Origin of the sequence: Limnohabitans sp. (assembly GCF_046052765.1) — a bacterium.
GTDB lineage: Bacteria > Pseudomonadota > Gammaproteobacteria > Burkholderiales > Burkholderiaceae_C > Limnohabitans.
Genome location: NZ_JAVLFQ010000023.1, coordinates 23,623 through 37,024, shown reverse-complemented (window position 1 = coordinate 37,024; position 13,402 = coordinate 23,623). Strand labels below are relative to the sequence as shown.

12 protein-coding genes are annotated in these 13,402 nt (G+C 51.6%); 4 read left to right on the top strand and 8 right to left on the bottom strand.

Annotated elements, in window-relative coordinates:
• Nucleotides 1-3: 3 nt before the first annotated feature.
• Nucleotides 4-1,290, bottom strand: coding sequence for a bifunctional tetrahydrofolate synthase/dihydrofolate synthase (folC, locus tag AC9UG7_RS02200; RefSeq protein WP_509583645.1), 1,287 nt, complete (start codon nt 1,288-1,290; stop codon nt 4-6).
• Nucleotides 1,291-1,384: 94 nt separating this feature from the next.
• On the opposite strand from folC, the gene AC9UG7_RS02195 reads away from it, so the two are divergent.
• The 3 genes from AC9UG7_RS02195 (at nt 1,385) to ppnP (ending at nt 3,652) form a co-directional block, all read left to right on the top strand.
• Entirely contained in the window at nt 1,385-1,933 is a 549-nt protein-coding gene (locus AC9UG7_RS02195) for a glycine zipper 2TM domain-containing protein (protein ID WP_509583643.1), read from the top strand.
• A gap of 96 nt (nt 1,934-2,029) precedes the next feature.
• A complete protein-coding gene (locus tag AC9UG7_RS02190) occupies nt 2,030-3,331 on the top strand; it encodes an argininosuccinate synthase (RefSeq protein WP_509583641.1) in 1,302 nt (433 codons plus the stop codon).
• A gap of 3 nt (nt 3,332-3,334) precedes the next feature.
• Nucleotides 3,335-3,652, top strand: coding sequence for a pyrimidine/purine nucleoside phosphorylase (gene ppnP / locus AC9UG7_RS02185; protein WP_509583639.1), 318 nt, complete (start codon nt 3,335-3,337; stop codon nt 3,650-3,652).
• 63 nt (nt 3,653-3,715) lie between these two features.
• Here ppnP and AC9UG7_RS02180 read toward each other — a convergent pair whose 3' ends face one another.
• From AC9UG7_RS02180 to AC9UG7_RS02160, 5 genes are all read right to left on the bottom strand, one after another.
• Complete coding sequence (locus tag AC9UG7_RS02180) at nt 3,716-4,672, bottom strand: NAD(P)H-dependent flavin oxidoreductase (RefSeq protein ID WP_509583637.1); 957 nt, start codon at nt 4,670-4,672, stop codon at nt 3,716-3,718.
• A 55-nt stretch (nt 4,673-4,727) separates the two neighbouring features.
• Nucleotides 4,728-6,521 (bottom strand): acyl-CoA dehydrogenase, encoded by a 1,794-nt coding sequence (locus AC9UG7_RS02175; protein ID WP_509583635.1) that lies wholly within the window; start codon nt 6,519-6,521, stop codon nt 4,728-4,730.
• Between the two features lie 59 nt (nt 6,522-6,580).
• Entirely contained in the window at nt 6,581-7,510 is a 930-nt protein-coding gene (locus tag AC9UG7_RS02170) for an electron transfer flavoprotein subunit alpha/FixB family protein (protein ID WP_509583633.1), read from the bottom strand.
• 1 nt (nt 7,511) lies between these two features.
• Nucleotides 7,512-8,261 (bottom strand): electron transfer flavoprotein subunit beta/FixA family protein, encoded by a 750-nt coding sequence (locus AC9UG7_RS02165; protein WP_509583632.1) that lies wholly within the window; start codon nt 8,259-8,261, stop codon nt 7,512-7,514.
• A gap of 173 nt (nt 8,262-8,434) precedes the next feature.
• Nucleotides 8,435-9,697: a mechanosensitive ion channel family protein gene (locus tag AC9UG7_RS02160; RefSeq protein ID WP_509583630.1), complete on the bottom strand. Its 1,263-nt coding sequence runs from the start codon at nt 9,695-9,697 to the stop codon at nt 8,435-8,437.
• Nucleotides 9,698-9,763: 66 nt separating this feature from the next.
• On the opposite strand from AC9UG7_RS02160, the gene AC9UG7_RS02155 reads away from it, so the two are divergent.
• A complete protein-coding gene (locus AC9UG7_RS02155; RefSeq protein WP_509583628.1) occupies nt 9,764-10,927 on the top strand; it encodes a lytic murein transglycosylase in 1,164 nt (387 codons plus the stop codon).
• 28 nt (nt 10,928-10,955) lie between these two features.
• Here AC9UG7_RS02155 and AC9UG7_RS02150 read toward each other — a convergent pair whose 3' ends face one another.
• Together AC9UG7_RS02150 and lgt are read right to left on the bottom strand one after the other, a co-directional pair.
• Nucleotides 10,956-12,506 carry a malonate--CoA ligase gene (locus tag AC9UG7_RS02150; RefSeq protein ID WP_509583626.1) on the bottom strand — a complete coding sequence of 517 codons (1,551 nt, stop codon included), beginning with the start codon at nt 12,504-12,506 and terminating at the stop codon, nt 10,956-10,958.
• A gap of 57 nt (nt 12,507-12,563) precedes the next feature.
• Nucleotides 12,564-13,376: a prolipoprotein diacylglyceryl transferase gene (gene lgt / locus AC9UG7_RS02145; protein ID WP_509583738.1), complete on the bottom strand. Its 813-nt coding sequence runs from the start codon at nt 13,374-13,376 to the stop codon at nt 12,564-12,566.
• Nucleotides 13,377-13,402: the final 26 nt, after the last annotated feature.

Genomic DNA, 13,402 nt, shown 5'->3' with positions numbered 1-13,402 from the left:
GGTTCAGGTGGGTAAATAAGCGGGTAGACGGCCATGAATGCCATGCTGCAAAACGCCGCCAACAGTGAAGAACGAACCAAAAACGATAATTCTATCAGCGGGGTCAGCCGCCGCTAGCGCCTGTGACAAGGCTTGGTGTGGCCCTGTAAACAGATGGGCTGTGGCAGAAGCTAATGGTGACAACGTCTGCCAAGTGTTCCTCAATTCAATGGCAGTTGCGGCACGTGGTGTGGGCAGATCACAAAAGTACCAGCATTCAACCAACGGAAGCAGGCGCTTTAACAAACCAGTTAAATCTTTGTCAGCCATTGCACCCACTACCGCATGGGTGCGTGGGTAAAAACCCATGGCGTCCAGATTGTGCGCCAGTGCAGACGCTGCATGCGGGTTGTGCGCTACGTCCAACACAATAGCTGGTTGCCCTGGCAAAATTTGAAATCGGCCAGGCCATTGCACATTGGACAAACCTGCACGTATGGCTTGCGCAGTCACCGGGAGTTGTTGTCGCAAAGCCTCCATCACCGACAAAACACCGGCAGCATTCAACAATTGATTGGCACCTCGCAAAGCAGGATAGGCCAAGCCGCTGTAGGTGCGGCCACGTGCCTTCCAAGTCCACTGCTGTGCGTCGCCTGAGAATTGCACATCCTGCGTCACCCGCCAGACATCCGCGTTCAATGTGCTTGCATGCGACAACACAGACTCGGGCGGTGAAGGGTCGCTGATGACGACAGGCTTATTTGCACGAATAATGCCTGCTTTTTCAAACCCAATGCTTTCACGGTCTGGACCCAATAGCTCGGTGTGATCCAAGTCAATACTGGTGATCACTGCACAATCGGTATCGATCACATTCACTGCATCCAACCGCCCGCCAAGTCCCACCTCCAGCACGACCACATCCAAATCAGCATGTGAGAGAGCGCTGAACAATGCCAAACTGGTGAATTCGAAATAACTCAGACTGATACCGCCCCTGGCTTGTTCGACTTTTTCAAAGTGCTTCACCAACTCATCAGACGCCACCGGCTGGCCCTGAATCCGACATCGCTCCTGAAAATACACCAGGTGCGGCGAGGTATACATGCCAGTTTTATAGCCGGATTGACGGTAAATAGATTCCAACATGGCACAGGTAGAGCCTTTGCCGTTGGTGCCAGCGACGGTGATGACCGGAAAATGAAAACGTAAATCCATAGCGCTTGCCACCTTGGATACACGCTCAAGCCCCATATCAATGGTTTGCGGGTGCAAGCGCTCACAATGGCTTAACCAATCGTCTAAATTCATAGGAAGATTGTCACCTAATCAAGCCATACCCTGTCAACTAAAGGGGTGGTCTTATCGTTAAACTCGATATTGGTCTCAATCACCGGAGAAATTCATGCATAAATTGATCAGTGCTGTTGGTCTGTTCGCTGTAGGTATTAGTTGCAATGCCCAATCTCAAGAAATCGGACGCGTCATCTCCTCTATTCCCATCGTGCATCAGGTAGCTGTTCCTCGTCAAGTCTGTTCACAGCAACAAGTGACCACGCAGCCACAAAAATCAGGTGCTGGTGCGATTATGGGAGCGATTGCGGGTGGAACCGTGGGTCATGCGATTGGCCGCGATGGATTGGGTACTGCCATAGGCATGTTTGGCGGCGCGATCCTCGGTGACAGAATCGAAGGCGCTCCATCTGCCGAGGTGAAAAACGTGCAAACCTGCAGTACCCAAAGTTTTTACGAAAACCGTACTGTCGCCTACAACGTGACCTACGAATTTGCAGGCAAACAATACAACGTGCAAATGCCGCAAGACCCGGGTCCCACTGTTCGATTACAAATCACCCCTATGGTGTCGAGCAACCAAAATTACATTTACCCGCCGCCCCCGCCTGTTGGCAATGCAGTTCCCCCTCCCGGTTCTGCGCCTCCCTACGTTCAATAAACAATCAAGCCCAAGCCTAGGCCGCTGTTATCAGCGGCTTTTTTGTTCCCATTCCATAGCCTAGAATCCCGCCTTTGCTCTTAATCGGTATGTTTCATGCGTAAAAACACCACAAAATCAGATGTCTCTCAAACACCGCAACGCGTGGTGCTTGCTTATTCGGGCGGTTTGGATACCTCCATCATTCTCAAATGGCTACAAGACGAATACCACTGTGAAGTTGTCACCTTTACTGCCGACATCGGGCAAGGTGAAGAAATTGAACCCGCTCGCGCCAAAGCGATCAAAATGGGCATCAAGCCATCGAATATCTTCATTGAAGATTTACGCGAAGAATTTGTGCGTGATTTTGTTTTCCCCATGTTTCGCGCTAACGCACTTTATGAAGGGGAGTATTTGCTGGGCACCTCCATCGCCCGTCCCCTGATTGCCAAACGATTGGTTGAGATTGCTCGCAAAACAAAAGCAGACGCCATCAGTCACGGCGCAACCGGCAAAGGCAACGATCAGGTTCGGTTTGAATTGGGTGCGTACGCATTGATGCCCAACGTGAAAATCATTGCGCCGTGGCGTGAATGGGATTTGCTGTCGCGCGAAAAACTTATGCGCTATGCAGACCAACATGGCATACCGGTTGATGGCGCAAAACGCAAAGGTCCTCCGCCCTATTCAATGGATGCCAACCTGCTTCACATCAGTTACGAAGGCGGCATTCTGGAAGATCCCAACTATGCGCCTGACGACAGCATGTGGCGCCTGACAGTCAGCCCTGAAAAAGCACCCAACAAACCGCAGGTGATTGAACTTACCTACAAACACGGCGATGTAGTGGCGATAGACGGTGTACGCATGAGTCCTGCCAAAGTGCTGACCCACTTGAATACTTTGGGCGGTAAACACGGTATCGGGCGTTTGGACAAAGTTGAAAACCGCTACGTGGGTATGAAAAGCAGAGGCTGCTATGAAACCCCTGGCGGCACCATTTTGCTGTCGGGTCACCGCGCTATCGAATCCATCACTTTGGATCGCGAAGTGCTTGCGCTCAAAGAAGACCTGATGCCGCGTTACGCACGCCTGGTTTACAACGGTTACTGGTTCAGCCCCGAGCGTGAGTTGTTGCAAGGTTTGATCGACGCTTCACAAGCGACAGCCAATGGCAAAGTTCGCTTAAAGCTCTACAAGGGCACCATCATGTGCGTAGGCCGTGAGAGTAAAACTGACAGCTTGTTCGATACACGCATCGCCACGTTTGACGATGATGGAGGCGCCTACAACCAAGCCGATGCCGGGGGCTTTATCAAGCTGAATGCATTACGAATGCGCATTGCAGGCAATCTCAAAAACGAACGCACTGCCAAGGCAGTTGCACGTCAAACCGCTGCAAAGAAAAAGGCCTGAGAAATGACCACAGAGCATATCCAAAACGTAAGCATTGCCACCAAAGCCAATGTCTTTTTCGACGGTAAATGTGTGAGTCATGCCATCGTCATGCCCAATGGCGAGAAAAAATCGGTCGGCGTGGTGTTGCCCTCACACCTTACTTTCAACACCGCCGCACCTGAAATCATGGAATGTGTCGCTGGGGCTTGTGAATACAAATTGGCCGGCTCAGATGCATGGCAGCACAGCGGCCCGGGTGACAAATTCAGCATCAACGCCGATTCATCTTTCGAGATCAAGGTGGCAGATAGCTACCACTACATCTGTCATTTCGGCTGAACCCATCGCCCCCATAAAGCCACCCTATTGAATCACAGGGGTGGCTTTACTGTTATTTGGGAATCAAGCAGTCAACACACGCTTTTTTGCTGCTTCAAATTCACGTTTAAATTGCGCGATCAATTCCGCTGTAGATTGAACTTTATCAATCACTCCAATACCTTGACCACATCCCCATATGTCTTTCCAAGCTTTGGTCTTGTCACCCGCAAAATTCATTTTGCTCGGGTCACTCTCAGGCAGGTTGTCTGGATCCATGCCAGCCTTGCGAATGGATGGCGCCAGATAATTGCCATGCACGCCAGTGAATAAATTGCTGTAGACGATGTCGTCAGAATTGCTAGTGACAATGCATTGTTTGTATTCATCACTGGCACGGGCTTCCTCTGTCGCGATGAAGGCTGAACCAATATAAGCGAAGTCAGCACCCATGGCCAACGATGCCAAAATAGCGCCGCCATTTGCAATGGAACCGCTCAGTGCCAAAGGGCCATCAAACCATTGGCGAATTTCTTGGATCAAGGCAAACGGATTTTTTACTCCCGCGTGTCCGCCCGCACCAGTGGCCACTGCGATCAACCCATCTGCACCTTTTTCGATGGCTTTATGCGCAAACTTATTGTTAATAATGTCATGCATTACCAAACCGCCGTAACTGTGAGCCGCTTGGTTGATTTCCTCGCGGGCACCCAGTGAAGTGATGATCAGCGGCACTTTGTATTTGACACACAGCGCCATGTCTTCTTCCAAACGTTCGTTACTTTTGTGAACAATTTGGTTGATGGCAAATGGTGCAGCAGGCTGCTCGGGATGCGCTTTGTCATGGGCTGCCAGCGCCTCGGTAATTTCTGCCAACCATTCATCCAATTGGGAAATAGGGCGAGCATTAAGCGATGGCATAGAGCCAACTACGCCATGGATACATTGGGCGATAACGGTTTTGGGGTTGCTGATGATGAACAGTGGAGATGCAATGACCGGTAAAGTCATTGTTGAGAAAATAGCAGGTAATTGAGACATGTCGAGGCCTTTTCAATGCAAGAGGAAAATTTTGTTTGAGTAAAAAGACCCAGGGTTAAAAAGCTTCCAAGGCCATAGCGGTCACGCTGTGCGCGCCTTCGACAATGCCGTCGCGCACAGATGAAGATTTGCTCAAAATGTGGTCTGCATAAAACCGAGCAGTCACCATTTTGGCTTTCATAAAGTCGGTATCGGTTTCTCCCGCCGCAAGCGCTTGGTGGGCGGCCACATAACTGCGTGCCAACTGCCAGCCTGCCACCACATTGCCTGCCAGCATCAGATAAGGCACGCTGCCTGCGTAGGCCGCATTAGGGTCTGTGGCTGCAGCATCCACAATGAAATTCACCACATCCAGGAATGCCCCGCGAGCAGCGGTCAAGCGATGTGCCATCGCTTTGGCATCGGCAGAACCAATTTGAAGCAATGCCGCTTCGGTCTTTTCCATTTGAGCCGCCAGTGCCTTAGGGGTCTGCCCGCCATCACGGGCGGTTTTACGTCCCACCAAATCATTGGCTTGAATGGCAGTGGTGCCCTCGTAGATGGTCAGAATTTTTGCGTCTCGGTAATACTGAGCGGCACCTGTTTCTTCGATAAATCCCATGCCACCGTGAACTTGCACACCGAGCGACGTGACTTCTAAACTCATTTCGGTGCTGAAACCTTTGACCAACGGAACCAAGTATTCGTAGACAGCCTCGTTTTGTTTGCGCGTATCTGCATCTGCGTGATGATGCGCCGCGTCATAAGCCGCAGCAGCCACACTGGCCATGGCGCGGCAACCTTCCGCGTAAGCACGCATGGTCATCAGCATACGGCGCACATCGGGATGGTGAATGATGGGTGCAGACGCTTTGATCGAACCATCAACCGGACGGCTTTGCACCCGTTCACGCGCATATTGAACCGCTTTTTGGTAGGCACGATCGGCTATTGCTATGCCTTGTACGCCGACCGCATAACGCGCAGCATTCATCATGATGAACATGTATTCCAATCCACGGTTTTCCTGGCCCACCAGAAAACCCACAGCACCGCCGTGGTCGCCGTATTGCAGCACTGCTGTCGGGCTGGCCTTGATGCCGAGTTTGTGTTCAATACTCACACAATGCACATCGTTTCGTGCGCCCAAAGAGCCATCTTTGTTCACCATGAACTTGGGCACCACAAACAAGCTGATGCCTTTGATGCCCTCGGGTGCGCCACTGACGCGCGCCAACACCAGGTGCACGATGTTGTCAGCCATGTCGTGTTCACCATAGGTGATGTAAATCTTGGTGCCAAACACTTTGTAAGTACCATCGGCTTGAGGCTCGGCACGCGAGCGCACCAATGACAAATCGGAACCAGCTTGCGGTTCGGTCAGGTTCATAGTGCCTGTCCATTCGCCGCTGACCAATTTATTCAAGTAAGTAGATTTGAGCTCATCGCTGCCTGCGGTCAACAAGGCCTCAATGGCGCCATCGGTTAACAACGGGCACAGCGCAAAACTCAGGCTGGCCGCGTTCAACATTTCCACGCAAGCCGCACCGATCGTTTTGGGCAAGCCCTGACCGCCACAGTCGAGGGGGTGTTGCAAACCTTGCCAACCGCCTTCGGAATACTGTTTGTAGGCTTGCTTAAAGCCAGGCGCTGTCGTCACGTGACCGTTTGTCAAACTGGAAGGGTGTTTGTCGCTTTCCCAGTTCAGTGGGGCTACCACATCTTGGTTGAAACGCGCGCATTCTTCCAATACTGCTTGGGCGGTTTCCAGACCGGCGTCTTCAAACCCTGGCATCGCAGCTATGTGGTCGATGCCGGCCAGATGCTGCATATTGAAAAGCATGTCTTTCACAGGTGCGATATAGCTCACGGTCAGTCTCCAAAATCTGAAAGAAAAAAGGCACCTAGCAGTGCCTTGGCAGTTAGCGTTTAAAGAGCGGAGACCAATTCGGGCACTGCCACGAATAAATCAGCTTCCAGTCCATAGTCGGCCACGCTGAAGATCGGTGCTTCTGGGTCTTTGTTGATGGCAACAATGACTTTGCTGTCCTTCATCCCAGCCAAATGTTGGATAGCTCCGCTGATGCCGCAAGCCACGTACAACTGAGGCGCGACAATCTTGCCGGTTTGTCCCACCTGCCAATCATTGGGCGCATAACCTGCGTCCACCGCCGCGCGACTGGCTCCCATGGCAGCGCCAAGTTTGTCAGCCAAAGGCGTGATGACTTCATTGAATTTTTCGGCGCTACCGAGCGCGCGACCGCCCGAGACAATGATTTTGGCCGCAGTCAGTTCAGGCCGATCATTTTTCGCGATTTCACTGCCCATGAACTGGCTTTTCGCGTCCGCAGTAGTGGCTTGAATAACTTCTACTGGTGCACTTGAACCCGTGGCAGCAGCGTCAAAACCAGTGGTTCGTACGGTGATAACTTTGGTCGCATCGGTGGCTTGCACAGTGGCCATGGCATTACCCGCATAAATGGGACGCTCGAAGGTGTCGGGACTGTCCACACGCGTGATGTCGCTGACTTGAGCCACGTCAAGTTTGGCGGCCACGCGCGGGGCGATGTTTTTACCGCTGGCAGTCGCGGCAAACAAAATATGGCTGTAGGCTGAAGACAGTGCCAATATTTGCGCAGCCATGTGTTCAGCCAGTCCATGCTCGAAGACATCGGCTTCGGCGTGCAACACTTTGGCAACACCGCTGATGTGTGATGCTGCTTGTGCAGCAACAGTTGCGTTTTTGCCAGCCACCAGCAAATGTACTTCGCCACCGCACGCAATGGCGGCGGTGACTGTATTCAAGGTTGCCGGTTTCAGGCTCTGGTTGTCGTGTTCTGCAATCACTAAAGAGGCCATGTCAAATCACCTTTGCTTCGTTTTTCAGTTTGTCCACCAAAGCGGCTACATCGGCGACTTTGATTCCGGCGCTACGTTTGGGTGGTTCGCTGACCTTCAAGGTCTTGATGCGTGGCGTGACATCCACACCCAAATCTTCAGGCTTGAAAATATCGATTTGTTTTTTCTTGGCCTTCATGATGTTGGGCAATGTCACATAGCGCGGCTCGTTCAGTCGCAAGTCGGTGGTGACGACCGCAGGCAATGAAAGCTTTAGGGTCTCTAAACCGCCGTCAACTTCACGAGTGACATGCAGGTGACCATCGACCAGCTCCACTTTAGAAGCAAACGTGGCTTGTGGCCAGTCAGTCAATGCGGCCAACATTTGACCGGTTTGGTTGCAGTCGTCGTCAATCGCTTGCTTGCCCAAGATAACCATGCCAGGCTGCTCTTTGTCTGCCAATGCTTTGAGCAGTTTGGCCACAGCCAATGGCTGGAGTTCTTCATTGGTTTCCACCAAAATTCCACGGTCTGCGCCAATGGCCATGGCGGTGCGCAAGGTTTCTTGGCATTGGGTCACACCGCAAGAAACAACAACGACTTCGGTCAGTACGCCCTTTTCTTTTAAACGAACCGCCTCTTCCACAGCGATTTCATCAAACGGGTTCATGCTCATTTTGACGTTGGCTATGTCAACGCCAGTCTGGTCAGACTTGACCCGAACTTTGACGTTGTAATCCACCACGCGCTTGACGGCGACCAATGCCTTCATGGGTTTGCTCCAAGAAATAAAGATAAGAGAGTCATGCTTACGAGGATGTGTAAGTTGACGTGCACGTCATTCTAGACGAATCACAAGCTATTTGTGAACGGTCGTGCTTTTTTAACCTTAAGCCCAACTGAATTAGTCACTTATTTCAATAGAAACAACAGTTTGGGTGTTAACTATGAATCTGGTGTAGGCGAAACAGGCAGTGCGATAGTTCTGGGGGCAGGCAATTGGATGCTATTGTTTTGAAGTGCTGTCCAGGCGGCAGCATTCACTTTGGAGAGGATGGACAGGCGTGATTGGAGTCTGTCGGTCACCCAGAACTGCAGCGTAAATTCCAATCCATCTGCGCTGAAACGCTTGAAAAATACCTGCGCAGCAGGTTCGGCGTTCACTTCGTCCACTGTGCGCAAGGCTTCACATAAGATGTGCTGAACCTGCGAGACTTGACTATCGGTGGCAACGGTGAGCGTGGTTTGCCAGGCAACGGCAGCATCGGACAAGGAAAAATTGTCCACCCTTTGAGTGATCAGCAGCTCATTGGGAATAATGGATTCACGGCCATTTTGGTCGCGTATCAGTGTGTATCGGGTTTTGATATCGATGACCTGACCTTCGACGTCATCGACGCGGATATGGTCTCCTATGCGAACCGAGCGTTCGACCAGCACGACAAAACCACTGACGTAATTGGCAGCGAGTTTTTGCAAACCCAGCCCCAAACCCACACCTAACGCACCGCCCAGTACTGACAACGCGGTTAAATCCACACCGACAGCAGACAAAGCCAACAACAAGCCGACAAGCAACAACACAGCCCGCAATACATTCGCAGCCACTTTTCGCATGGACAGATCGTTCACTGTCTGGCTAAGCACACGCTGCTCAATGGCGGCGGACAACCAAAGACTGAGTACCAACACCAGACCTGATGAGAAGATTCCTTCGAACAAGGTTCGTAAATCCAACCGCACTTTGCCAAAATTCAAATGGATTTGCTCCATCTCGTTGACCACCAATGGCAATAGGTCAGTGATCCACAAAACAGCTATTCCCCAAACCAACCATGAAATCAATCGTTCAGTCAATGCAGCCACATGCGAACTGGGGAATACTGCCATCAATACTCGGGCGCATAAACGAATCAAGGCCAATGACAACAAGACAGGAATAGCCAACTTGAACAGCACCAGGCTTTGATGCTTGAGTAAGAGCACTTGCGCAAAATAAGCCAGAAATAATGCCAACGAGGGAAACATCAATCCGTCAACAACGCGGGTAGCGAAAAGCACAGATTCGGACTTGATCTGTCTTCCCAGCGCCCAAGCAACTGCCCACGCCGTCAACATCACTGCGCTCAGGTAGGCGACCTCTTGTAGAACACCGCTAGGAAGGCCGTCTTGCAGCCAATGAGAGATGAGTAAATCGAAATTTTCCATGTCAAAAACCAGCTTAACACGCTTGCATACTGCTGACTGTACAGGCCTTGGCTACACTTGAGGATGATGAAAACCACAGCCTACATAAACTTCACCCGCAATTTGGCGATGATTATTTTCGCTCTCCTGTTGATGCAATGCCTGCTTGCCTTTCAATCGCTTCACGCTGCATCCGCCTCACCATCTGCCACGCCAGCACGTCAAAAACCCACTGTCCCTCACAAGAAAAAAGCCAGCGCTGCAAAAGCCAGCAAAGTGATCGTTGGCAAGGCATTTGGCAACAGCATGGAAGTTCACCAATTAGCACTAGAGATTGCGCAAAAGCACCAGCTGCCGCCACTTTACGTACAACAACAAATTGCCGGGGCACATGTGTTGCCACAAATCCTGCCATTGGTGATGCCTCCCTCTTCCCCGCAAGTCAAAAATTGGCAGGCTTACCGCGCACGCTTTCTGACAGAAACCCGTATCCAAGCCGGTGTTCGTTTCTGGCGCGAACACACGTTGCAACTCGATCGTGCGTTTGCACAAACTGGGGTGGAACCCCGTTATATCGTTGGTATTTTGGGCGTGGAGACTTTTTACGGAGAGCATCAGGGAAAGTACAAGCTGATTGACGCATTGAGTACCCTGAGTTTGAATTTTCCCAAAGGGCACCCCCAAGGCGCCGAACGACAAGCTTTTTTTCAAGATGAGTTAGGCTATTTTTTAAAGCAACAACGTACACAACCTGCAAACAAACCTGTGCTCGGTAGTTATGCCGGTGCCAGCGGTTGGCCGCAATTCATGCCCTCGAGTGTTGCTAAATTTGCGGTTGACTTTGATGGAGACGGTCGTATCGATTTGAGAAATAGCGCAGCAGATGCTATTGGCTCGGTCGCCAACTATTTCAAAAACTTCGGCTGGCAACCGGGCATGCCCACCCATTTTGCAGTGGATGTGCAAGCAGTCAGCGAGTCAGACTTGGCTGCCTTGCTGGCACCCGACATCGTGCCGTCTTGGTCTGCCGCGCATTTGGCAGACAAGCAAGCACTTTTGGCGGATGAAGGCAAACTCTTCAGTGGCCCTTTGGCCTTGGTGCAATTGCACAATGCCAATGAAGCGCCCTCTTACGTTGCAGGCACAGAGAATTTTTTTGTCATCACCCGCTACAACCGCAGCAGTTACTATGCACTGGCGGTCATTGAACTCGGACTGGCTGTAGAAAATGCCTTGGCAACACTGAAGTAAAAACGCTCACTGCTCTGACACCTATCAGTTAATTGGGGTCAGTGGCCAATTTCACAGCCAACTCGCGCAACACGTTTTTCTGCACCTTACCCATGGCGTTGCGCGGCAACTCATCCACGATATGGCAATGTTTAGGGACTTTGAAATTTGCCAGTTTGGCTTTGAGCGCAGCCAACAGTTGCAAAGGCTGTAAATCTGCCCCCGGTTTGGCCAAGACAAATGCCACGCCGACTTCACCGAAATCTGCATGCGGCACACCGACCACAGCACTTTCTGCCACACCTGGCAGATGGTTGAATGCATCTTCAATTTCAGCAGGATACACGTTCAATCCACCACTGATGATCAAGTCCTTGCTGCGCCCTACGATACGCACATACCCGCTTGCATCCATGCTGCCCATATCACCAGTGATGAAGAAACCATCTTTTGTAAATTCTTGCGCATTTTTTTCGGGCATGCGCCAGTACCCTGCAAACACATTCGGTCCTTTGACTTGAATGCTGCCGACCTCACCTCGCGCCAACTCAGTGCCGTCGTCACCTGTGATGCGCAAATTCACTCCCGGCAACGGAAAACCCACACTTGCCCCTACCCGCGCTGACAGACCCCCATAGCGTTCGTCGGGCTTGAAAGGATTGGACGTCAACATCACGGTTTCGCTCATGCCATAACGTTCAAGCACTGTATGGCCGGTTTGCTGTTGCCAACGATCGAAGGTGTCCGCCAACATCGGGGCAGAGCCTGAAATAAATAATCGCATGTTGGCGCAAACCTGTGCGTTCAATTCAGGCTGCGCCAGCAGCCGGGTGTAGAAAGTGGGTACACCCATCAACACGCTAGCACGCGGCAAGTCAGCCAGCACGCGTTGTGGATCAAAACGGCTGTGCCACAGCATCTTGCTGCCGCTAAGCAATGCACCATGGATAGCCACAAACAAGCCATGTACATGAAAAATAGGAAGGGCGTGGATGAGCACATCCGCGCTTTGCCAGCACCAATAGTCTTTCAACACCAGCGCATTGCTCAGCAAATTGGCGTGACTCAACATCGCGCCTTTACTGCGCCCTGTGGTGCCACTGGTGTAAATGATGGCAGCCATATCTTGCGGCGCAGTCTGCACCGGCGTGTGTACGTCACTGTGATGCGCAGCGCGATCGAGCAAACTGCCGCCGCGTTGATCGTCGAGGGTGACCACGTAACGCGTGCCAGACTGAAATGCAATTTTGCTGACCCACCCGAAATGAGCTGGCGTGCAAACCACCAGTGCGGGTTCTGCGTTGTCAATAAAGTAAGCGATTTCGCTTTGTTGGTAGGCTGGATTCAATGGCAAGAAAACATGGCCGCTGCGTAAACAGGCCAAATAAAGCATCAGCATTTCCACGGATTTTTCTACCTGCACCGCCACGCGCGACGCAGCAGGTAAGTGCAAGCTATGGATCCAATTGGCCAGCATGGCACTGCCGCGCTCTAAATCACTCCAGCTGTAAGCCAGACCCTCATCGGTTTCAATCGCAATCTGCGTCAGGTCTTGAGGAAAACCTTGCCTAAGTGCGCTGTATAAATTGGCATTCATCATGGGGTGGAAAATCAGTTTGACGTTGTGGTTATAGGCTCGTGACTGAACACAGCCATGTCAATGATCGGAATGGCGCACTGACCACACCATCAAACCCAAGCCTGCAATCAACATGGGCAAACACAGCCATTGCCCCATGGACAAGCCCAAGGACAACAAGCCCAAATGGGCATCTGGCTCACGAAAATACTCTGCCGTGAAACGTAGCAAGCCATACCCGATCAAAAATGCACCAGATATCCAACCGGTAGGTCTTGGCTTGCGTGCGAGAAACCACAACACCACAAACAACAATAAACCTTCGAGTAAGAATTGGTAGATCTGCGAGGGATGCCGTGGCACATCGGAACCGCTTTGCGCAAACACCATGGCCCAGGGCAAATCAGCCGATGCGGCCCTGCCCCACAGCTCCCCATTGATGAAATTGCCCACTCGACCCGCAGCCAAGCCTGTGGGAACACAGGGCGCGATGAAGTCAGTGATTTCCAACCATGGGCGTTGACGCCGCCAAGCAGCCAATGCCATGGCACTGATGACACCGAGCATGCCGCCGTGAAAGCTCATGCCACCTTGCCAAATAAATGCGATCTCCAAAGGATGCGCAGCGTAATAACCCGGTTTGTAAAACAGGCAATAACCCAAGCGCCCACCCAGCACCACACCCAATACGCCATAGGTCATTAAATCGTCGATATCCTGGTTCGACCAAATGCCTTGTTGGGCGAGCGAAGCATAAGGTTGATGCTGCAATCTCAAGCGTGCCAACAGCACAAAAAGTAGAAACGCAACCAAGTAGGTAACACCATACCAATGGATGGAAACAGGGCCTAGTGACAGGGCGACAGGGTCAAATTGGGGATGTATCAGCATGCCCAGATTGTGCTTCAAACAGGGAA

What these genes read in the sequence shown, in the direction of transcription:
- ppnP (WP_509583639.1), top strand. Translation starts at nt 3,335, where the DNA reads ATGACCACAGAGCATATCCAAAACGTAAGCATTGCCACCAAAGCCAAT.
- AC9UG7_RS02155 (WP_509583628.1), top strand. Translation starts at nt 9,764, where the DNA reads ATGAAAACCACAGCCTACATAAACTTCACCCGCAATTTGGCGATGATT.
- folC (WP_509583645.1), bottom strand. Translation starts at nt 1,290, where the DNA reads ATGAATTTAGACGATTGGTTAAGCCATTGTGAGCGCTTGCACCCGCAA.
- lgt (WP_509583738.1), bottom strand. Translation starts at nt 13,376, where the DNA reads ATGCTGATACATCCCCAATTTGACCCTGTCGCCCTGTCACTAGGCCCT.
- AC9UG7_RS02190 (WP_509583641.1), top strand. Translation starts at nt 2,030, where the DNA reads ATGCGTAAAAACACCACAAAATCAGATGTCTCTCAAACACCGCAACGC.
- AC9UG7_RS02160 (WP_509583630.1), bottom strand. Translation starts at nt 9,697, where the DNA reads ATGGAAAATTTCGATTTACTCATCTCTCATTGGCTGCAAGACGGCCTT.
- AC9UG7_RS02180 (WP_509583637.1), bottom strand. Translation starts at nt 4,672, where the DNA reads ATGTCTCAATTACCTGCTATTTTCTCAACAATGACTTTACCGGTCATT.
- AC9UG7_RS02170 (WP_509583633.1), bottom strand. Translation starts at nt 7,510, where the DNA reads ATGGCCTCTTTAGTGATTGCAGAACACGACAACCAGAGCCTGAAACCG.
- AC9UG7_RS02165 (WP_509583632.1), bottom strand. Translation starts at nt 8,261, where the DNA reads ATGAAGGCATTGGTCGCCGTCAAGCGCGTGGTGGATTACAACGTCAAA.
- AC9UG7_RS02195 (WP_509583643.1), top strand. Translation starts at nt 1,385, where the DNA reads ATGCATAAATTGATCAGTGCTGTTGGTCTGTTCGCTGTAGGTATTAGT.
- AC9UG7_RS02150 (WP_509583626.1), bottom strand. Translation starts at nt 12,506, where the DNA reads ATGATGAATGCCAATTTATACAGCGCACTTAGGCAAGGTTTTCCTCAA.